This is a genomic window from Pseudomonas cavernae, from assembly GCF_003595175.1.
In the GTDB taxonomy this organism is placed as follows: domain Bacteria; phylum Pseudomonadota; class Gammaproteobacteria; order Pseudomonadales; family Pseudomonadaceae; genus Aquipseudomonas; species Aquipseudomonas cavernae.
In genome coordinates this window covers 2,463,417-2,482,768 of record NZ_CP032419.1, presented here as the reverse complement: position 1 = coordinate 2,482,768, position 19,352 = coordinate 2,463,417, and the positions used below count along the sequence as shown (strand labels likewise).

The window sequence follows — 19,352 nt, the reverse complement described above, 5'->3', positions numbered from 1 at the left end:
TGGCACTACCTTTATCCCTGATTCGCGGATAAATCCGCTCCTACACAAAAACCTCCCCCATGCAGCACTAAGCGCCCCCATCAACTACGCCCCGCGGTCAGCGAACTGACCACGGGGCAACCCTTGTCAAGGCGTCGACTTCAGTGCTGGAACTGACGCGAGTCGAAGAACAGGAAGAAGTTGCTCGGCACATCCGCCGAGGCTTTGCCGGCCGCCTGCACGGCGCGAAGCGCCTCGACGGAGTTCAACATCTGCCCGGTGGGCGTCATGCCATTCGCATCCGGCCAGAAATTCGCATCGTTAATCAGCACGACGATAATCTGCCACCACACGGCACCGAAATTGGCACCTCGAATGATGTGGCTGTGATTCGGCAGCGGCACGTTGAGCGGGGTGGCGTCCGGATTCTTGCCCAGGGCCGTCAGCACGGGGCCGAGGTCCAACTGCTTGGGATGCATGGTGCAGGTACCGAAGGCACCTTGGTGCTGGGTGAGGGGCAAGCCGGGCTCAGGACATTGCACGGCTACCTGGGGTGTCGGGTTGAACGCCTCCGGGACGAACCCGAACAGCTGTCTCAGCGCGCCCGTCAGCTCCGGCGTGGCTGCCTCGCCGCCCTTGTCGAAGAAGGGCACTATGACAAAGAGCTTTTCCGTTTGCTCGACCGGTTTGCCGGCAGGGTCCAGCCCGGGTTGCACCCCCACCACGCATCCCGATGTCTGGCGCGCCTGCGGGTCGCCGGTCTGGAACTGGTCCGGGTCCACGGCTGCGACCTTCGGATTACCGAGTTCGTCCTTGTTGTTATCGAAGTTGTCGAAGGGCCCATGGACGCAGTCGAAGTTCATGAAGTAAGTGAAGGCGACCAGGCGTTCGTTGCCGAAACCGTCGGTCTGGTTCACTTCGATCGGTCGCTGGGGGTCAGGCTGATCCCCGGCCAGGGCCATCCCAGCCCCACCCAGCAGGCTCGCCGTGAGCAATGCAGAAAGGACGGCGCGACGTGGGGTGAAGGTAAAACGGCTGAAAGCTGATGTGCGCATGATGTGTCTCCTCTCGGATGGACGCTCTCGGCACTAAAGGTCAGGGTGCGTGACCTGCTGAGGGCCGGAAAATGTGCCCAGTGCGTCGCGATTCCAAGCGACGTGTTGCGGACGGTTTCGCCCGCCGCTTCTCCCGCAACAGCGCGGCCTGAGCCCGGGGCTAAAACATCCTCGATGCCTGTGGCCAGAGTTGGCTTACAGCGCCGTCCCTGGCGCTTCAGGCTGGACCTGCCTATTTGGGCATCAGCACCTTATCCACGACATGAATGACGCCATTGGACTGCTTCACATCGGCGATGGTGACTGCGGAAGAGACGCCCTTCGCATCAGTCACGGTGAGCATTTCCCCATGCTCCTTGATGATCAATGGCTCGCCTTCGACAGACGTCAACTTGGTCCAGCCGCCCCCTTTCTTCGCGGCGGCCATCAGCTCATGCCCCGTGTGATTACCGGCAACCACGTGGTAGGTCAGGATCTTGCTCAGGGTCGCCTTGTTCTCCGGCTTCAACAGGCTATCGACCGTACCAGCCGGCAGGGCGGCAAAGGCTGCGTTGGTCGGGGCGAAGACGGTGAACGGTCCCTTGCTGTTGAGGGTGTCGACCAGACCGGCGGCTTTGACGGCTGCCACCAGGGTGGTGTGATCCTGTGAGTTCATCGCGTTTTCAACGATGGTCTTGCTGGGATACATGGCCGCGCCGCCGACCATCACGCTATCGGCTGCCAATGCGGGCAATACCGATCCGGCGGCGAGTGAAAGGCAGACAGCAGCCAGGCTATGGCGAATCAGTTTCATGGTGGTTCTCCGTAGTTCAGGGATGCGCTCCAATCGAGGCGCATAAGAGTTACGGAGTAGCTGGGCCTGCGGATGCACTCAGAGACTGAAAATTTCGCCCTTGGCGATAACCGGCCCGGTCGGCTGCCCGGTCGGTGACCCGCCAGGCGGTTCCAGGGAGATTGCGAACACGGCTTGGGGCTGGGTCACGCTTCGGATGTCGGGCGGTATCGGCAAGGTTATCGCCCGGTCCGCGGCGAGCAGACCGAGGGAATAAGGCTTCTGCCCGGGAGCGATCAACCACAGTTCAGCGACCCTGCCGGCGAGCTCAACCGGTGCGCTCGGGATAACGATGATGCGCTGACGCAGGGTGTCGATGCTGGTTGTAAACACGGCCTGTCCACTCTCCAGTTGCAAGGTGGCGGTCAGGGCGGGAAGCGAAGTCGTATCGGTCGCCGGGCGAATATTCAGCAACAGCAGACTCCCCAGGAGCAAGGTCAACGCAAAGCCACCGGCAGTGAGCCAACGCCATAGCACCAGGCTGTCCCAGAATCTCAATTTTGTTGGCGCCGGCTCGACCCGCTGCGGAGTAGGAGCAGCAGGAAAGTGCAACTGCGCCGCGATGCTCGACCAGAGATAGTCGGGAGTCGCGACCGGTTCGATTTCGCTGGCCAAGGGGGCCAGGCGTTCCTGCCAGGCGGCATATCGGTCAGCGAATTCGACATCGCTGGCGATCAGCGTCTCTATGGCTTTACGCTCTGGGGCGTCAAGTACACCCAGCACATATTCGGCGATCCGAAGTTCGTCATCGTCTTCGCCTGGTTCGTCGAGTGTATTCATTTTTCCAGGCACTCCTTGAGGCGCAACAGGCCTCGACGAATCCAGCTTTTCATGGTTCCCAGCGGCACGCCGCTGCGACTGGCCAGTTCTTCATAGGTACAGCCATCGAAGAACGCCGTGCGGATGACGCAGCGTTGACGATCCTCCAAAGCGGCCAGGCACTGATCGAGACGCCGCCGCTCAGCGTCGATTTCGACTGGGTCGCTGGCCGGCTCGGGCTCATGCATGCGCTCGAGCAGTTCTATGGGCTCATTGTGCCGTTCAACGCCACTGACGCGCAGGCGATCGATGGACTTGTTGCGCGCGATCATGGCCAGCCAAGTGATCGGGCTCGCCCGCTGACCGTCGTACAGCGTGGCCTTATGCCATACGGTGACATACACCTCCTGGAGTACATCTTCGGCATCGCTACGTTGCGGCAGCATGCGCAGGCAGATACCAAACAACTTGGCCGATGTCAGCCGGTACAGCGCGGCAAAGGCGCTGCGGTCGTGATTTGCCACGGCCCGCAACATGCCGCTCAGTAGTTGCCTGCTTTCGTCGGCATCCATCATTCCTATCACCCCTGGTGTTCTGGAGGTTTTTTCCTCCGAACCTGTAGGTACCCACTCTGGGTAGCGTAGATTTTTTTTCGAGCGGCGGATTCCCCTACAACCTCTCCTCGGCGAATGGTGGATACAGCGGGAAGGCGTCTGGCGTTGCCCCTATCGAACCGGACACCGGCACGCCGTTAAGTCGAGGACCCAGCCAAGCGCCTAAACTCCCGTGGCGAGCGGTATTTCAAGGCGCTAGGCGGCTGCTGTTTGTTGTAGTGCGCGAAGGCGGGACCGCAGCTTTATCGCGGAATAGCGCTTGTGCAGGCCCGCAGCGGAGCAATCCAAAAGACCGACGTGCACCAAGCCGTAGCCCTGCAGCCCACAAACGCCAAGGCCCGCAATTGCGGGCCTTGGCGTTAAAGCGGCACTCAGTGGCTGCTGCGGAGCATTTCCTTAGGCACGTATTTGCCGATCTCGAACTTGCCGATCGCCGCGCGGTGCACTTCGTCCGGACCATCGGCCAGGCGCAGGGTGCGCTGCATGGCGTAGAAGTACGCCAGCGGCGTGTCATTGGAGACACCGGCACCACCGTGGATCTGGATGGCGCGGTCGATCACGCTCAACGCAACGTTCGGTGCCACCACCTTGATCTGGGCGATCTCGCTCTGGGCGATCTTGTTGCCCACGGTATCCATCATGTACGCCGCGTTGAGGGTCAGCAGGCGGGCCTGGTTGATCTCGATGCGCGAATTGGCGATGTGGTCGATGTTGCCACCCAGGCGGGCCAGCGGCCGGCCGAACGCGGTACGGCTGGCGGCGCGCTTGCACATCAGTTCCAGCGCGCGCTCGGCCATGCCGATCGAACGCATGCAGTGGTGGATGCGGCCTGGGCCGAGGCGACCCTGGGCGATCTCGAAACCGCGGCCCTCGCCGAGCAGCACATTCTCGTAGGGCACACGCACGTTCTCGAACAGCACTTCGGCGTGGCCGTGCGGGGCGTCGTCGTAGCCGAACACCGGCAGCGGACGCAGGATCTTCACCCCCGGGGTGTCGGTCGGCACCAGGATCATCGAGTGCTGCTGATGACGCGGACCGTCCGGATTGGTCAGGCCCATGAAGATCATGATCTTGCAGCGTGGGTCGCAGGCGCCGGAGGTCCACCACTTGCGGCCGTTGATCACCCACTCGTCACCCTCGCGCACCGCGCGGGCTTCCATGTTGGTGGCGTCGGACGAGGCCACGCCCGGCTCGGTCATGGCGAAGGCCGAACGGATCTCACCGGAGAGCAGCGGCTCCAGCCACTGTTTCTTCTGTGCTTCGGTGGCGTAACGCACCAAGGTTTCCATGTTGCCGGTGTCCGGCGCCGAGCAGTTGAACGGCTCTGAACCCATCAGCGAGCGGCCCATGATCTCGGCCAGCGGCGCGTATTCCATGTTGGTCAGGCCGGCGCCGTAATCGGACTCCGGCAGGAACAGGTTCCACAGCCCTTCGGCTTTGGCCTTGGCCTTCAGCTCTTCCATGATCGCCGTCGGCTGCCAGCGGTCGCCTTCGGCAACCTGCTTCTCGAACACCGGCTCGGCCGGGTAGACGTAGGCGTCCATGAATGCGGTGACGCGCTCACGCAGTTCTTGAACCTTGGGGGAATAGGCGAAATCCATCGAGGGCTACCTTCTGACGGGCTATTGAGAGGTGAGAGTGATCCTAGAACAGCAATTACGATTTATCTAACCTATTCTCATCGTGTATAAACATTCATAAACGATATGCGATCACCCGATCGGGCTAACACAGGAGTCGCACGCGGCATGAATCTAAACAAGGTCGACCTCAACCTCTTCATCGTCTTCGACGCCATCTATACCGAGGCCAACCTGACTCGCGCCGGACAGATCGTCGGCATCACCCAGCCGGCGGTGTCCAACGCCCTCGCCCGCCTGCGCGAGACTTTCAACGACCCGCTGTTCGTGCGCACCGCCCAGGGCATGGTGCCGACGCCGATGGCGCAGAACATCATCGGCCCGGTGCGCAACGCCCTGCAGCTGCTGCGCGTATCGGTGCAGGAAAGCCGCATCTTCAACCCGGCGCAGGCGAACAAGACTTACCGCATCAGCATGACCGACCTCACCGAGACGGTGATCCTGCCGCCGCTGTTCCAGCGCCTGCGCCGGCTGGCCTCGCATGTGCAGATCGAGAGCTTCCTGGCCAAGCGCCGCGAGACCACCAAGGAACTGGCCGCCGGGCGTCTGGACTTCGCCATCGACGCGCCGCTGAATACCGACCCGCAGGTGCGCCACGTCAAGCTGATGGAAGACCGCTACGTTTGCGCCATGCGCAAGGGTCACCCGCTGGCCAAGGACAAGTTCAACCTCGACGATTACCTGTCGCTGTCGCATATCCAGATTTCCAGCCGCCGCAGCGGCCTCGGCTACATCGACCTGGCGCTGGGCAAGATGGGCCTGCAGCGCAAGATCGCCCTGCGCTCGCAGCATTACCTGATGGCCTCTACTGTGGTCGACAGCACCGACATGGTGGTGACCGTGCCGGAGCGCTTCGCCCGCCGCCACCAGCTGCACTACGTCGACCTGCCGGTGAGCGACGTGCCGGCGCTGGAAACCCACCTGTACTGGCACGAAAGCACCGACCAGGACCCGGCCAACCGCTGGATGCGCGAGCAGATCATCGAGATCTGCCAGCAGGTCACTGCTCAGGAACTTAAGGCCGAGAAAGCCTGAAATCTAGCCTCGCGACAAAGCTCAACGGGGCCGGCGTGCGCCTGATCTGCCGGCTGACGAGGTTCCGTACGACAACTCGCCGAGCAAAGGTCAGCGCGCATGCCTTCCTGCCGATCCGCGGCGGCGAACACCGCCTGGAACAGCCGACGCTCGACGCGGCAGCCCTGCGTTGAAGGAACCCGCGCCTACATGCCTTGGCGCCCGCCTTGAGCCGCAGCACCGCCGTGCGCGCCGGCGCACGGCGTATTCGGGGCCTCCTGCGCCCGTGCCGCAGCCCGCGAAGTGCACAATAAAAGCCGCCCTCACCGTGCCGACGGGGAGCCAGGACATAGCTGGGCAGGCCGGCGCCTGCACGACGGAAGGGGAAGACTAAAGGTTGCGGGCGATGACCAGCCGCTGCACGTCGCTGGTGCCCTCGTAGATCTGGCACACCCGCACATCGCGGTAGATGCGCTCGAGCGGGAAATCCTTGAGGTAGCCGTAGCCGCCGAGGGTCTGGATCGCCGCCGAGCAGACCCGCTCGGCCATCTCCGAGGCGAACAGCTTGGCCATCGACGCCTCGGTCAGGCACGGCAGCCCGGCCTCGCGCAGCGCCGCCGCGTGATGCACCATCTGTCGCGCCACGGCGATCTGGGTCGCCATGTCGGCCAGGCGGAAGGCCACCGCCTGGTGCTCGATGATCGGCTTGCCGAAGGTCTGCCGTTCGTGGGCGTAGTCACGCGCCGCCTCGAAGGCCGCGCGGGCCATGCCCACCGATTGCGCGGCGATGCCGATGCGCCCGCCCTCCAGGTTGCTCAAGGCGATGCGGTAGCCCTCGCCTTCCGCGCCCAGGCGCAAGGAGGCCGGGATACGCACCTCGTCGAGCTGGATCTGGCAGGTGTCCGAGGCGTGCTGGCCGAGCTTGTCCTCGACGCGCACCACCTGGTAGCCGGGGCTATCGGTGGGCACGATGAAGGCGCTGATGCCGCGCTTGCCGGCTTGCGGGTCGGTAACGGCGAAGACGATCACCACCCCGGCATGGCTGCCGGAAGTGATGAACTGCTTGCTGCCGCTCAGCACGTAGTGCTCGCCGTCGCGCCGCGCACGGGTGCGCAGGTCGCTGGCGTCGGAGCCGGCCTGCGGTTCGGTGAGAGCGAAGGCGCCGAGCATCGCGCCCTGGGCCAGCGGCACGAGAAAGCGACGCTTCTGTTCGTCGTCGCCGAACTTGAGGATCGGCATGCAGCCGACCGAGTTGTGCACGCTCATGATGGTCGAGCAGGCGCCATCGCCGGCGGCGATTTCCTCCAGGGCCAGGGCATAGGCCAGGTGCCCGGTCTGCGCCCCGCCCCACTGTTCCGGCACCAGCATGCCGAGAAAACCGAGTTCGGCCATCTCGCGCAGGGCCTCGGCGGGGAAGCGATGTTCGCGATCCCAGTCCGCGGCGAAGGGTTTCAGCCGCTCCTGGGCGAACTGACGGGCGACGTCGCGGATCTGCAGGTCTTGTTCCGAAGGAATCATGGTGTTCTCCCGTTTCAGCGCAGGCGTTCGATGGCCACGGCCGTGGCTTCGCCGCCGCCGATGCACAGCGAAGCCACACCGCGCTGGAGGTCGTATTGCTGCAGGGCATTGAGCAGGGTCACCAGCACCCGCGCGCCGGAGGCGCCGATCGGGTGGCCGAGGGCGCAGGCGCCGCCGTGCACGTTGAGCTTGGCATGGGGAATGTCGAGGTCGCGCATGGCCGCCATCGGCACCACGGCGAAGGCCTCGTTGATCTCGAACAGGTCGACGTCATTCAGCGACCAGCCGGTGCGCGCCATCAGCCGCTGCAGCGCGCCGACCGGCGCGGTGGCGAACCGGCTCGGCGCCTGGGCGAAGGAGGCGTGCCCGCTGATCCGCGCCAGCGGCGTCAGGCCGAGCTTCTCGGCCGCGGACAGGCGCATCAGCAGCAATGCGGCGGCGCCGTCGGAAATCGAACTGGCATTGGCCGCGGTGACCGTGCCGCCGTCGCGGAACGCCGGTTTCAGCGTCGGGATCTTATCCAGCCGGGCCTTGGGCGGTTGCTCGTCGCTGGCGATGCTGCGCACCTCGCGGCCCGTCTTGGCCTGCACCGCGACGATTTCGTTGGCGAAACGGCCTTCGGCCATGGCTTGCTGGGCGCGGGTCAGCGAGGCGATGGCGAAGGCGTCCTGCTGTTCACGGGAAAAACCGTAGTCCTGGGCGCAGTCCTCGGCGAAGCTGCCCATCAGCCGGCCCTTGTCGTAGGCGTCTTCCAGGCCATCGAGGAACATGTGGTCGAGTACCTTGCCATGACCCATGCGGTAACCGGCGCGGGCGCGCTCCAGCAGGTAGGGCGCGTTGGACATGCTCTCCATGCCGCCGGCGATCACCACCTCGGCGCTGCCGGCCTGCAGCAGGTCATGGCCGAGCATCACCGCCTTCATCCCCGAGCCGCACATCTTGTTCACCGTCGAGCAAACCACGCCCTGCGGCAGCCCGGCGCCCAAGGCCGCCTGGCGCGCCGGCGCCTGGCCCTGGCCGGCCTGCAGCACGCAGCCCATGATCGCCTCGTCCACCGCCTCGGCCGGCAGGCCGGCACGTTCGACGGCGGCACGGATCGACGCGGCGCCCAGTGCGGCGGCGCTGACGTCCTTGAAATCACCGAGGAAGCCACCCATCGGCGTGCGCACGGCACTGACGATGACCACCGGATCGGATTGTCTGTTCATCTCGCTACTCCTCATTGCCAAATCCTCTAGCCCGGATGCCATCCGGGGAAGCCGGCTGCCTTGGTCTTTCGGATTGCATCCGGCTATGCGCTCGTCGTTCCCGTGCGGTCCGCTGGATTCCCGCGCAGGCGGGAATCCAATAAACCAGCCGTAGCCCGCCCGAACCCCTACTTAGCAGCCATGCGCAGCGCGCCGTCCAGGCGGATGACCTCGCCGTTGAGCATGGGGTTCTCGATGATGTGGCGCACCAGCGCGGCGTATTCGTCCGGGCGCCCGAGGCGCGGCGGGAACGGTACGCCGGCGGCCAGCGAAGCGCGGACTTCCGCGGGCATGCCGGCCATCATCGGCGTCTCGAAAATGCCCGGGGCGATGCACATCACGCGGATGCCGGTGCGCGCCAGTTCGCGGGCCGCCGGCAGGGTCAGGCCGACCACCGCGCTCTTCGAGGCGGCATAGGCGGCCTGGCCGATCTGCCCGTCGAAGGCCGCCACCGAGGCGGTGTTGATGATCACCCCGCGCTCGCCCTCCTCGTTGGCCTGGCTTCCGACCATGGCTTCGGCGGCCAGGCGCAGCATGTTAAAGCTGCCGATCAGGTTGACCTCGATCACCCGCCGAAAGCTCTCCAGCCCATGCGGACCATTACGACCGAGGACCTTCTCCGCCGGCGCGATGCCGGCGCAGTTGACCAAGCCATGCAGGCCGCCGAAGGCCTCCAGGGCCACCTCGACCGCGCGGAGGCCATCCGCCTCGCGGGTGATATCGGTCTGTACGAAGCGGGCCAGGCTGCCCAGCTCTTCGGCCCGCGCCGCGCCGGCCTCGGCATTGATATCGGCCAGCACCACCTTGCCACCCTGGGCGATCAACTCGCGGGCAGTGGCCAAGCCCAGCCCGGAACTGCCGCCGGTGAGCAGAAATACTCGATCTTCGATACGCACGCTGGACTCCTGAATCAGTGGGCGGCGGACGCAGTGGCTTGCGCCTGGGCCTTGGCGATCTCCTGATTGCGCAGGAGGAAACGCTGGATCTTGCCGCTGGGGGTTTTCGGCAGTTCCGCGACGAATTCGATCTCGCGCGGATAGGCATGGGCGGACAGGCGCTTGCGCACGTACTGCTGCAGCTCATTGGCCAGTTCGGCGTCCGGGCGGAACTGCGCGTGCAGCACGACGAAGGCCTTGACCAGCTCGGTGCGCTCCGGGTCGGGCTTGCCGATCACCGCCGCCTCGATCACCGCCGGGTGCTCGATCAGCGCGCTTTCCACATCGAAGGGGCCGACGCGGTAGCCGGAGGTGGTGATCACGTCGTCGCTGCGGCCGACGAAGCTGATGCTGCCGTCCTCGTTCAGCTCCACGGTGTCACCGCTCAGGTAGTAGTCGCCGGCGAAGGCCTTGGTCGGCATGCCCAGGTAGCCGGGGAACCAGAACAGCGGCGATTGGCGCCGGTCCACCGCGAGAATGCCCGGCTGGCCGGGCGGCAGTTCGCGATTGGCCTCGTCCAGCACCACCACGCGGTGGCCGGGCACGGCGAAACCGGCGGCGCCGATACGCACCGGGTGCTGCAGGGCGTGGTGGTTGCACAGCACCATGCCGGTTTCGGTCTGCCCGTAATGGTCGTGGATGGTCACCCCGAGCCCGCCTTCGAACCAGCGGATCACTTCCGGGGTCAGCGGCTCGCCGGCACTGCTAACGGCGCGCAGGCGGCCCTTGAGCTGCGGCTCCACCTCGGCCTTGCCGGCCAGCAGCAGGCGATAGGCGGTGGGCGAGCCGGCCAGGTTGGTGATGCCGTACTTGCGGATGACCCGGCAGGTGCTTTCGACCGTGAACGCACCCTCGTAGAAGGTGGTCGGATGGCCCATGGCCAAGGGGCCGGTGACCGCGTAGTAGAGGCCATAGGCCCAGCCCGGGTCGGCCAGGTTCCAGAACGCGTCCTCGGGGCGCAGATCCACCGCATCGCGCATGTAGCCGACGAAGGCGAGAATCGCCTTGAGCGGCACCGGCACAGGCTTGGCCAAGCCGGTGGTGCCGGAGGTGAACATCATCAGGAACGGATCTTCGGCACTGCGCATAACCGGCTCGAACTGCGGCGAATGGCGCTCCAGCTCGGCCCAGAAACTAAAGTCGCCGCGGGCGATGCCCTGCCCTTTCGGCCCACCAACCGTGACGGTCAGCGGAGCGCCCTCGACCTCATCGAGCTTGGCGCGGTTGGCCGCATCGATGACCACCAGCTTGGAGCCGGCACATTGCACCCGGTGCTCGATGGCCTTGGGGCCGAAGGCGGTGAACAGCGGCTGGTACACCGCACCGAGGCGCCAGGTGCCGAGAATGGTGATGAGCAGTTCCGGAGTGCGCGGCAGCATGCCCGACACGCAGTCGCCAGCCCGCACGCCCTGACTGTGGAGGAAGTTGGCGAAACGGGCGGACTCTTCCTTCAGCTGGCTGAAGGTGTAGTTGGCGCTGCTGCCGTCGCGGCCTTCCCAGAACAGGGCGATGCGCCCCGGCAAGGCATGCCGGTCGCAGCATTCGACACAGGCGTTAAGGGCGTCGAGGGAACCCGCCAGGGTGCTGGTGGCAGCACTGGCGTAGTCGAACTCGTGGGCAACGGTGAAGTAATCGCGCATGACGGTAACTCCCGGTTTGTTTTTGTCTGGAGTAATCGGAATGTTCGCGCCGCTGGCAGGTCTCGGCAATGTCGAAAGACGTCAATCTGGCCGAGCGTTTTTGACAACCCTGGGCAGTCACTGGGACCCAGGGGACGCCGTCGGATGGATCAGCGCGCGATACTGCCCCGGCGTCGAGCCGGTCCATTTCTTGAAGGCTTTGTAGAAGGCACTGGCGTCGGCGAAACCGAGCTCCAAGGCGAGTTCACCGAAGTTGATCTCGCCGCGATCCAGGCGCGCGAGACACAGGTCGCGGCGGACCTGGTCCTTGAGCCCCTGGTAGGACTGGCCCTCGAGCGCGAGTTTGCGCCGCAGCGTCGAGGGTGCCATGTAGAAGTGACTGGAGAGCGCCTCGACATCCGGCCAGCGCTCGGGCTTGAGGCTGCGCAGGTAGGCCTTGATCCGCGCGGCCAGGCTCTGCGGGTCGCGGTAGCGCACCAGGATGTTGGCCGGGGCGCCGACGAGAAAGCCCTGGAGTTCGCGCCGGCTGCGCCGAACCGGCAGGTCGAGGCAGTCGGCATTGAACAACAGGCGGTTGCGCGGCCGGGAGAAATGCAGGTTGTCGGTGAACATCACCCGGTAGTCCTCGATGTAGTCGGGCATCTCGCCGCGCAGGTCGACGGCCAGGACCGGGATGCGCCGGCCGACCAGCCAGCAGGCCAGGCCGTGGACGATCATCCACAGGGTGAAGCAGCCGAACGCCCGACATTGCCCTGCCGGCGGCTCGTCGAGGGCGATTTCGGCCAGCCCGCCCTTGCGCTCCAGACACGGGGTCAGGTCATCGAAGATCAGCCGCAGGAAGCGCAGCGCCCCCTCCAGCGCCGTACCGAGGGTGGGTTCCTTGACCGCGGCCCGGGCCATGAAGGCGAAGCTGCCGGATCTCAGGCGCCTGGCGTTCATGCCAAAGAACTCGTCATCCATGGCGGCGGCGATCAGCAACCAGAGCCGCGCGTAGCGCTGCGAAGAAACCCGCGCATAGGGCTTGTCGAGCAACTCCACGGGAATGCCGGCCTGATCCAGCAGACGCAGATGGTCGAGGCCCTGCTGGCGCAGTTCCAGCAGGGCTTCGTTGACCAGGCGTACGGAGATGGTGCCTTTCTCGGCGGACGTGCCTGTCATGTTTTCCCTTGCAGGCTGGCTAGCGAATCGCCGTGACATTGCCCTTGGGCGGCGCCAGTTCCTCAATGCTGATTTCGCGCATGCGGAACTTCTGGATCTTGCCGGTCACCGTCATCGGGAAGGCGTCGACGAAGCGGAAGTAGCGCGGCACCTTGAAGTGGGCGATGCGCTCCTTGGCCCAGGTGCGCAGCTCCTCCTCGGTGGCGCTGTGGCCGGGGTGGAACTTGATCCAGGCGACGATTTCCTCGCCGTACTTGCTGCAGGGAATGCCGATCACCTGCACGTCGGCCACCGCCGGGTGGGTGAAGAAGAACTCCTCGAGCTCGCGCGGATAGATGTTCTCGCCGCCGCGGATGATCATGTCCTTGCTGCGCCCGACTATGCACACGTAGCCGTTGTCGTCCATCGAGGCGAGGTCGCCGGTGTGCATCCAGCGGCCCGCGTCGATGGCGTCGGCGGTGGCCTGCGGGTTGTTCCAGTAGCCGAGCATGACGCTGTAGCCGCGGGTGCACAGTTCGCCGATCTGCCCGTACGGCACCACCTTGCCGGCCTCGTCGACGATCTTGCTCTCCAGGTGCGGCTGGGTGCGGCCGACCGTGGTCACGCGCAGTTCCAGCTCGTCCTCCGGGCCGGTCTGCAGCGACACCGGGCTGGTTTCGGTCATGCCATAGGCGATTTGCACCTCGCTCATGTGCATCTCGCCGATCACTCGGCGCATCACCTCGATCGGGCAAGTGGCGCCGGCCATGATCCCGGTGCGCAGGCTGGAGAGGTCGAATTCGGCGCGCTGCGGGTGATCCAGTTCGGCGATGAACATGGTCGGCACGCCGTAGAGTGCGGTGGCCTTCTCCTCGGCAACGGCGCTCAGCGTGGCCAGCGGATCGAAGGCATCGCCCGGGTAGATCATGGTGCTGCCGTGGGTCAGACAGCCGAGGTTGCCCATCACCATGCCGAAGCAGTGGTACAGCGGCACCGGGATCACCAGGCGGTCCTGCTCGGTGAGCCCCAGGCTCTCGCCGACCATGTAGCCGTTGTTGAGGATGTTGTAGTGGCTGAGGGTGGCGCCCTTGGGGAAACCGGTGGTGCCGGAGGTGTACTGGATATTGATCGGGTCGTCGAACTGCAGGCTGACCTGACGCTCGGCCAGGGCCTCGCGACTGACCGCGTCGGCGCGTTGCTGCAGGGCCGGCCAGGCCAGGAACCCGGCGGGCGGAGTGCTCGACAGGCTGACCACGCCGCGCAGCTCCGGCAGGCGCTCGCAGTTCAATTCACCCGGCGCGGCCTGGGCCAGCTCGGGCAGCAGGCCAAGGAACATGGCGTGGTAGTCGGACGCCTTGAAGGCGTCGGCGCAGATCACCCAGCGGCAGCCGGATTGCTTCAGCGCGTATTCCAGCTCGCTACTGCGATAGGCCGGATTGATGTTGACCAGGATGGCGCCGATCTTGGCGCTGGCAAACTGGGTGATGCACCACTCGGCGCAGTTCGGCGCCCAGATGCCCAGGCGCTCGCCGCTCTGCAGGCCGAGGGCGAGCAAGGCACGGGCATGGCGCTCGACCGCCTCGGCCAGCTCGGCCCAGCTAAAACGCAGGCCCTGGTGGCGCACCACCAGCGCCTCGCGCTCGGCAAAGCGCGCAACGGTGGCGTCGAACGCATCGCCTATGGTCATGGCCAGCAGGTCTTTGTCCTGCCGGCCGCGGGTGTAGCTGCGGTGTTTCATGGCTGCCCCTTTGTGATTGTTGTGGGCGGTGATCGGCGACTTGTCGTTTACGTTAACGTCAACACGCAGCGCGTCCAAGTACCGTCCGATCAGCTTTAAGTCTAATGGCACGCTGCCGGCCACATGCCGGCTGGCGGGAGGCGTCCTCTCCCGCCCGGGGAGAGGGCCTTGGCTCAGCGGGTGAACACCTGAGTGGTGGTGATCGCCATGTCGCCGCCCGGCAGCTTGATGTTCTTCACCTTCTCCAGACTGTCCGGATCGAACACCGCGATGTCGTTGAAGGTGCCGGCCAGGTACAGCTTGCTGCCCTCGGCGTTGAAGGCGATGCAGTAGTAGGAGTGATCCAGGTTGGCCGCCTTGATCAGCTTCTGCTCCTTGATGTCGTACTTGGCCAGGCGATTGAGTACGCCGAACATCTGGTTCGGGTCCTTCGGCGAGCGCAGGCCGCTGAAATACAGCTCGGTCAGTGGCGCGAAATCCTGCACCGTGCTCTTGCCGGTCTTCAGGTCGATGCTGACGTAGCCATAGACGAAGTCGGCGGTAGCCAGGTCCTGCTTCTCGTCCTTGAACTTGGCCGTGGTGTAGAGCATCGAGAACTCGTGGTAAGTCGTCTGGTGCGGCCAGAAATACAGCACGTCCGGTGCGCTGTAGAGCGGCCGCTGCCAGTTGCGGCCGGGCACCGCCACCTCGTACTTGCCGGTCTTCACATCCATCTTGTAGATGTCCGGTCCGGCCACATAGAGGGTGCCGTCATCCGCCGCGCGCATCAGGTAGATCTGACGGGGCATCGGGAAACTGCGCACCGGCTTGGCGTCCAGTCCGGCGGCGGTGTCGTACACCTGCAGGCGCGGCTGCTGCACCACGTAGTGGTCGTTGAGCATCTGCGTGGGATTGACCGTGGTGTAGAGCTCCTTGCCGTCCGGGCTGAGGGCGAAGGAGAACATCGCGCGTGCCTTCTCCCCTGGATTGACCGACAGCTTGGCGTGGAACACCGTCTTGCAATTGTCCAGGTCGACGCCGTACAGGTCGCCGTAGTGGTTGTTGAGGATGAAGGCGGTCTTGCGGTCCGGCGCCATCATGGCGGTGCCGGGGCCGAAGGCATCGGGCAGCTGGCAGGTCTTGTACAGCGTGTCGCTGGCCAGGTCGATGACGTGCAGGTTGTTCGGGTAGTTGGTGGCGATCATGTATTCGTGACCAGCCTTGAGCGTCGGGCCGGCCTCCGCGGCGACCGCGCTCGGCGCGCCAAGCGCCAGGCCGACAACGGCGGCGGCGCCGAGGATAGCCAGACCAATACTGGTGGCAGCGAGACTGCCGGTGAACTGAAGCTTCATAGCGGTACCCCTTTTATTCTTTTCGCCGGGTCATTTGTCTTTCGGGAACACGGTGCCGAGGTTGCGCCAGTTTTCGCCGGAGCTCTGCGCATCCTTGTTCCAGTCGGGGTAGGTGCTCATCATGTCCGGCACCTGCGCCGGCCACCAGCACGGGTCGGAGCAGCCGTAAAGGTCGGACTCCATCGGCTGGCACAGCGACGTCACGCCACCGAAGGCGTCCACTTCCCAGCCCGGATCGGTGGTCGAGGTGCAACCGACCACCGCACTCATGGCCAGGACCTCTTCGATGCGATCTTCGGCTGCGGCCTGGTCGAGCATTTGCGCTTTGTTGTTGAGCGGCTTCAGATGTTTCATGTCAGTGCGCCTTCCGCGGAGTGATGTAGCTGCTGATGAAGGCCGGGTTGGCCGCCATGATCCGGCTGTAGACCTCGATGCCGAAGTCCACCCAGTCGCGCATCAGCTCGCAGTAGTGATAGGTCGGGTGAGTGGGATCGCCGTAGCGCGCATAGCTCTCGTGGTAGCAGCCGCCCGAGCAGAGGTTGCGAATCCGACAGTCCTCGCAGCCGGTGTTGCTGCGATCCAGGCGCTGCGAGAGGAAGTCGTTGAGCTCGACCTGCTTCACCCCGCTGTGCACGTTGCCGAAGGTCGGCAAGGACGAGCCAGTGAAACGATGGCAGAGATTCAGCTCGCCCTTGTGGTCGACCGCCAGCATCTTCAGCCCGGCGCCGCACGGCAGGGCTTTCTTGTGCCCTTCGTGGATGTCGGTGATCAGCTGGTGCAGGTTGGAGAAACCGATGTTGCGATGCTCCAGCGCCGCTTCGAGGTAACGCCGGCCGAGCGCCTTCATGTTGGCGAACACCTCGACCAGCTCCTCGCCGGTCAGGTTGAAGCTGCTGATGTCGCCGGAGGTGACCGGGGCGAAGCCGACTTCGGCGAACCCCAGCTCGTTGAACAGGTGGTCCCAGATCGTCTCGACGTCGGTGATACCCGTGGTCAGCGTGACCCGCGCGCCGACCGGGCGGCTGTTGTAGCGCGACAGCAGCATCTCGGCCTTGCGCCGCACCACGTCGTAGGTGCCCTGCCCGCCCACCGTGATGCGGTTGCGGTCGTGCACGGTCTTCGGCCCGTCGATGCTCACCGACAGGCCGAAACGATGGGCGTTGAGGTAGTCGACGACCTCTTCGGTGAGCAGCGTGGCGTTGGTGGTCATGACGAACTCCACCTGCTTGCCCGCCTCGGAGAAACGCCGCTCGCAGTAATCGACCATGTGCTCGATCAGCTTGCGGTTCGACAACGGCTCGCCACCGAAGAACACCACGGTGTAGCGCTCTTCGTCCGGCGACTCCTTGAGGAGCATCTCCACCGAAGCCTCGGCGGTTTCCGCGCCCATCTTCTTGCCGGCCGACGGCTTGGCCAGGTCTTCCTTGTAGCAATAGGTGCAGCTCAGGTTGCAGCCGGTGTTGACGTTCAACACCACGGTGTTCAGCGCCGTGCGCTCGACCCGCTTGACGGCGATTTCCGGGGTCAGCGGCGAACCGTCGCTGACCACTTCCAGCGCCATCAGCTCGCGCAGGGTTTCGTCGATGTCCGCGCCGGCGAAGCGCCCGCCGAGGCGCTGCACCAACTCTTCCGAGGAACAGCCCTGCTCACGCAGCGCATCGATGATGCCGCCGGTCAGTGCATCGCTGGCGAACAGCGAACTGCTCGGGATGTGGAACAGCAGGCGGTCGGCGTCGACCTGCACTTCATGCAGGTTGCGCTCGACCAAATTCAAGATGGCACCCATGACAACCTCCAGAAACTCGTTTGATACGCCCACCGTGGCGGGCACTCTGGTTCTGTCCGCACCCGTGCGTCACGGGATCGGCGGGTTGTTCCAGCGCTGCACGGTGACGATCAAGTGGCCTTCGCCTTTCATGCCGCCCTCTTCGAGCTGGGCGATGACCTTGAGGTTGCCGGCGTTGTTGGTGGACATCTTGCGCGCCGGGTTCGGGCCGGCGTCGCCGGGCAGGAACACGCCGTCCTTCTGCATGGTGCCGGCGAACTTGACGTCCTCGTCCTCGGCGGCGCGCTCGTCGAAGGGCTCGACCGACCACTTCGCCGGCAGGTAACCGATGCGGTAGGGCTTACCGCTGGCGTCCTTGCCCCAGGCCTCGGCCTCGAAGCGGCCCTGCACCTTGGGCGTCGAGCCGCCGTTGTCGCCGACCCGTGCCACGGAGAATTCCGGCACCACCTTGACTTCGTTGATGGTCTGGTAGACCGCCAGCTCGACGCCTTTCAGGTCGCCAAGGCTCACCGCGCGCGGACCGCCCGAGGCGTCGGCGGCGGCCTTGACCTTGACCCGCACGCGTTCCGGGGTCTGCTCCAGCACCTGCAGGACCTCGACACCGGCGCCGAACGCCGGCTTGCCGGTCAACCCGCTGCCCACCAGGGTCAGCTCGGCCTCGCTGCCGGCCTTCAGGTAGCTTGGCTGCACGGCCAGCAGCTTGGCGGTGCCGGCCTTGGCGGCGCTGAAGTCCAGGCCGCGCTCGTCGTGCTCGGCCTCGAACATGCGCCCGTGCATTTCGCCGTTGAGCACGCTGAACACCTGACGCAGGTTCAGCTCACCGACCTTGACGTTGCCGCGCCATTCGTAGCCGTTGTAGAGGATCGCCGAGCCGCTGCCATCGAACGGCGTGCCGTCGGCGTACTGGCCCTTGACGCTGACCTTGAAGGTATCGCCCGGCTCGGCGCTGACGGTCATCACCCCGCGCACATCACCCTTGGTGAGCATGTGGCCGCTGAAGCTCCACTGCCCCGGCAGGGCGGCCGCGCTCGGTTTGGCCTTCTGCCAGTCGGCCCAGGCCGCGTTGTCCAGCGGGAAGCGCTTGGCGAGGTCGGGGACCATTTCCTTGAGGGCGATGTCCAGCCAGTCGCGATCGCGCGACTGCGCCTGGTATTCGAGGGACGGCCATTGGCCGAGGTGGAAGTTGACCAGGTGTTCCCACTCCTTGGCCGGCCGGCGCTGCAACGCCACCCGCGCGCCGGAGTGGCAACGCCCGCACATCTGGCTGAGCTTGTCGTCGAACTTCTCCACCGTGTTCAGGCGGCGCTCCATGGCGTAGCGCACGCCTTCGGTCTCGCTCGGCGCCAGGCCCTGCTTGTCGGCCAGGTACTTGACCAACGTGCGGCGATCGTCGTCGCTGATCTGCAGGCCGTGCATCACCTGCATGCGCGCGATGCTCATCAGCCAGCCTTCTGGCGTCTTGCGCTGGTGGCTGATGCGGCTGAAAGCGTTGTTGCCTTCGGGGATGTGGCAACCCATGCATTTGGAGTTGAGGATGGCTGGCCCATCCTGGGCGGCGTGCGCCTGGGGCTGCAACAGCATGCCCATGGCCAGGGCCACGGTGCTGGTGCCCAGGAAATGCCGGAGTCGTGTCGTCTTCAAGGTCAGGCCTCCACGGTATTGTTGTTAAAATTCGCGCCCGGCGAGGGGCTAGAAGCACATCTGCACGAGGTAAGGCATGTTGTGTGCCAAAGACCTAGAAAGCCTTGTGTAACAAGTATTTAGGTCTAATTCGACGCCGTTAGCAGGGGGCGGAGACGGGGTGTCGGCGTCTAATTTCGCGATAGCTGTCTAACTCTGAGACAGGCCTGTCCGCTGCCTCTGGAGGCATGGCCGGGAGCGGGCAGCAGCAGGATGCCGAGCACCATCGCCAGCAGGCCGACCCACACGAACGAGACGAAGGATAGCGCCGCACGACCACCACGCTCTGGATCTCGTCGGCGCCCGCCCTGACCTTGCCTTCGGTCAACATCAGCTTAGACGATGCTGGCACCCAGACTTGCAGGTCCTCCGACCAGCTGCGCACGATGAACGGGGGCAGCACGTAGCCCGGATCGCCCACGTGGCGCGCATAGCGGTAGTCGAGTA

The 19,352-nt window shown here is 65.0% G+C and carries 16 protein-coding genes; 1 reads left to right on the top strand and 15 read right to left on the bottom strand.

The genetic code is table 11. The features are described 5' to 3' along the window. Positions 1–140 precede the first annotated feature (140 nt). The 5 genes from D3880_RS11400 to D3880_RS11380 all read right to left on the bottom strand — a co-directional run bounded on the left by D3880_RS11400 (position 141) and on the right by D3880_RS11380 (position 4,840). Positions 141–1,034 carry a hypothetical protein gene (locus D3880_RS11400; protein WP_162934984.1) on the bottom strand — a complete coding sequence of 298 codons (894 nt, stop codon included), beginning with the start codon at positions 1,032–1,034 and terminating at the stop codon, positions 141–143. 232 nt (positions 1,035–1,266) lie between these two features. Continuing rightward, a complete protein-coding gene (locus D3880_RS11395) occupies positions 1,267–1,827 on the bottom strand; it encodes a fasciclin domain-containing protein (protein WP_119893561.1) in 561 nt (186 codons plus the stop codon). Positions 1,828–1,905: 78 nt separating this feature from the next. Beyond that, positions 1,906–2,646: an anti-sigma factor gene (locus tag D3880_RS11390; protein WP_119893560.1), complete on the bottom strand. Its 741-nt coding sequence runs from the start codon at positions 2,644–2,646 to the stop codon at positions 1,906–1,908. Continuing rightward, positions 2,643–3,200, bottom strand: a complete 558-nt coding sequence (locus D3880_RS11385) for a sigma-70 family RNA polymerase sigma factor (protein ID WP_218567565.1) — start codon at positions 3,198–3,200, stop codon at positions 2,643–2,645. Before D3880_RS11385 ends, D3880_RS11390 begins: the two co-directional genes overlap by 4 nt. Positions 3,201–3,610: 410 nt before the next feature. Next, complete coding sequence (locus D3880_RS11380; protein ID WP_119893559.1) at positions 3,611–4,840, bottom strand: acyl-CoA dehydrogenase; 1,230 nt, start codon at positions 4,838–4,840, stop codon at positions 3,611–3,613. A 147-nt stretch (positions 4,841–4,987) separates the two neighbouring features. On the opposite strand from D3880_RS11380, the gene D3880_RS11375 reads away from it, so the two are divergent. Then, positions 4,988–5,914 carry a LysR family transcriptional regulator gene (locus D3880_RS11375; RefSeq protein ID WP_119893558.1) on the top strand — a complete coding sequence of 309 codons (927 nt, stop codon included), beginning with the start codon at positions 4,988–4,990 and terminating at the stop codon, positions 5,912–5,914. A 369-nt stretch (positions 5,915–6,283) separates the two neighbouring features. Here the strand turns inward: D3880_RS11375 and D3880_RS11370 are convergent, their stop codons facing one another. From D3880_RS11370 to peaA, 10 genes are all read right to left on the bottom strand, one after another. After that, positions 6,284–7,411 carry an acyl-CoA dehydrogenase gene (locus D3880_RS11370; protein ID WP_119893557.1) on the bottom strand — a complete coding sequence of 376 codons (1,128 nt, stop codon included), beginning with the start codon at positions 7,409–7,411 and terminating at the stop codon, positions 6,284–6,286. A gap of 14 nt (positions 7,412–7,425) precedes the next feature. Further along, positions 7,426–8,619 (bottom strand): acetyl-CoA C-acyltransferase, encoded by a 1,194-nt coding sequence (locus D3880_RS11365; protein ID WP_119893556.1) that lies wholly within the window; start codon positions 8,617–8,619, stop codon positions 7,426–7,428. Positions 8,620–8,786: 167 nt separating this feature from the next. Continuing rightward, a complete protein-coding gene (locus tag D3880_RS11360; protein WP_119893555.1) occupies positions 8,787–9,554 on the bottom strand; it encodes a 3-hydroxyacyl-CoA dehydrogenase in 768 nt (255 codons plus the stop codon). A gap of 14 nt (positions 9,555–9,568) precedes the next feature. Then, entirely contained in the window at positions 9,569–11,233 is a 1,665-nt protein-coding gene (locus tag D3880_RS11355) for an acyl-CoA synthetase (protein WP_119893554.1), read from the bottom strand. Positions 11,234–11,350: 117 nt separating this feature from the next. Further along, positions 11,351–12,391 carry an AraC family transcriptional regulator gene (locus tag D3880_RS11350; RefSeq protein WP_119893553.1) on the bottom strand — a complete coding sequence of 347 codons (1,041 nt, stop codon included), beginning with the start codon at positions 12,389–12,391 and terminating at the stop codon, positions 11,351–11,353. A 19-nt stretch (positions 12,392–12,410) separates the two neighbouring features. Beyond that, entirely contained in the window at positions 12,411–14,108 is a 1,698-nt protein-coding gene (locus D3880_RS11345) for an AMP-binding protein (RefSeq protein WP_119893552.1), read from the bottom strand. Positions 14,109–14,281: 173 nt separating this feature from the next. Next, entirely contained in the window at positions 14,282–15,439 is a 1,158-nt protein-coding gene (gene peaD / locus D3880_RS11340; protein ID WP_119893551.1) for a quinohemoprotein amine dehydrogenase subunit beta, read from the bottom strand. A gap of 30 nt (positions 15,440–15,469) precedes the next feature. Beyond that, positions 15,470–15,793 (bottom strand): quinohemoprotein amine dehydrogenase subunit gamma, encoded by a 324-nt coding sequence (gene qhpC, locus D3880_RS11335; RefSeq protein WP_119893550.1) that lies wholly within the window; start codon positions 15,791–15,793, stop codon positions 15,470–15,472. Between the two features lies 1 nt (position 15,794). After that, positions 15,795–17,225 carry a quinohemoprotein amine dehydrogenase maturation protein gene (gene peaB, locus D3880_RS11330; protein WP_119893549.1) on the bottom strand — a complete coding sequence of 477 codons (1,431 nt, stop codon included), beginning with the start codon at positions 17,223–17,225 and terminating at the stop codon, positions 15,795–15,797. Positions 17,226–17,294: 69 nt separating this feature from the next. After that, positions 17,295–18,866 carry a quinohemoprotein amine dehydrogenase subunit alpha gene (gene peaA / locus D3880_RS11325; protein WP_119893548.1) on the bottom strand — a complete coding sequence of 524 codons (1,572 nt, stop codon included), beginning with the start codon at positions 18,864–18,866 and terminating at the stop codon, positions 17,295–17,297. Positions 18,867–19,352 lie beyond the last annotated feature (486 nt).

Excerpts from the sequence above, each read along its gene's own strand:
- D3880_RS11400 (WP_162934984.1), bottom strand. The coding sequence starts at position 1,034 with ATGCGCACATCAGCTTTCAGCCGTTTTACCTTCACCCCACGTCGCGCC.
- D3880_RS11395 (WP_119893561.1), bottom strand. The coding sequence starts at position 1,827 with ATGAAACTGATTCGCCATAGCCTGGCTGCTGTCTGCCTTTCACTCGCC.
- D3880_RS11390 (WP_119893560.1), bottom strand. The coding sequence starts at position 2,646 with ATGAATACACTCGACGAACCAGGCGAAGACGATGACGAACTTCGGATC.
- D3880_RS11385 (WP_218567565.1), bottom strand. The coding sequence starts at position 3,200 with ATGATGGATGCCGACGAAAGCAGGCAACTACTGAGCGGCATGTTGCGG.
- D3880_RS11380 (WP_119893559.1), bottom strand. The coding sequence starts at position 4,840 with ATGGATTTCGCCTATTCCCCCAAGGTTCAAGAACTGCGTGAGCGCGTC.
- D3880_RS11375 (WP_119893558.1), top strand. The coding sequence starts at position 4,988 with ATGAATCTAAACAAGGTCGACCTCAACCTCTTCATCGTCTTCGACGCC.
- D3880_RS11370 (WP_119893557.1), bottom strand. The coding sequence starts at position 7,411 with ATGATTCCTTCGGAACAAGACCTGCAGATCCGCGACGTCGCCCGTCAG.
- D3880_RS11365 (WP_119893556.1), bottom strand. The coding sequence starts at position 8,619 with ATGAACAGACAATCCGATCCGGTGGTCATCGTCAGTGCCGTGCGCACG.
- D3880_RS11355 (WP_119893554.1), bottom strand. The coding sequence starts at position 11,233 with ATGCGCGATTACTTCACCGTTGCCCACGAGTTCGACTACGCCAGTGCT.
- D3880_RS11350 (WP_119893553.1), bottom strand. The coding sequence starts at position 12,391 with ATGACAGGCACGTCCGCCGAGAAAGGCACCATCTCCGTACGCCTGGTC.
- D3880_RS11345 (WP_119893552.1), bottom strand. The coding sequence starts at position 14,108 with ATGAAACACCGCAGCTACACCCGCGGCCGGCAGGACAAAGACCTGCTG.
- peaD (WP_119893551.1), bottom strand. The coding sequence starts at position 15,439 with ATGAAGCTTCAGTTCACCGGCAGTCTCGCTGCCACCAGTATTGGTCTG.
- qhpC (WP_119893550.1), bottom strand. The coding sequence starts at position 15,793 with ATGAAACATCTGAAGCCGCTCAACAACAAAGCGCAAATGCTCGACCAG.
- peaB (WP_119893549.1), bottom strand. The coding sequence starts at position 17,225 with ATGGGTGCCATCTTGAATTTGGTCGAGCGCAACCTGCATGAAGTGCAG.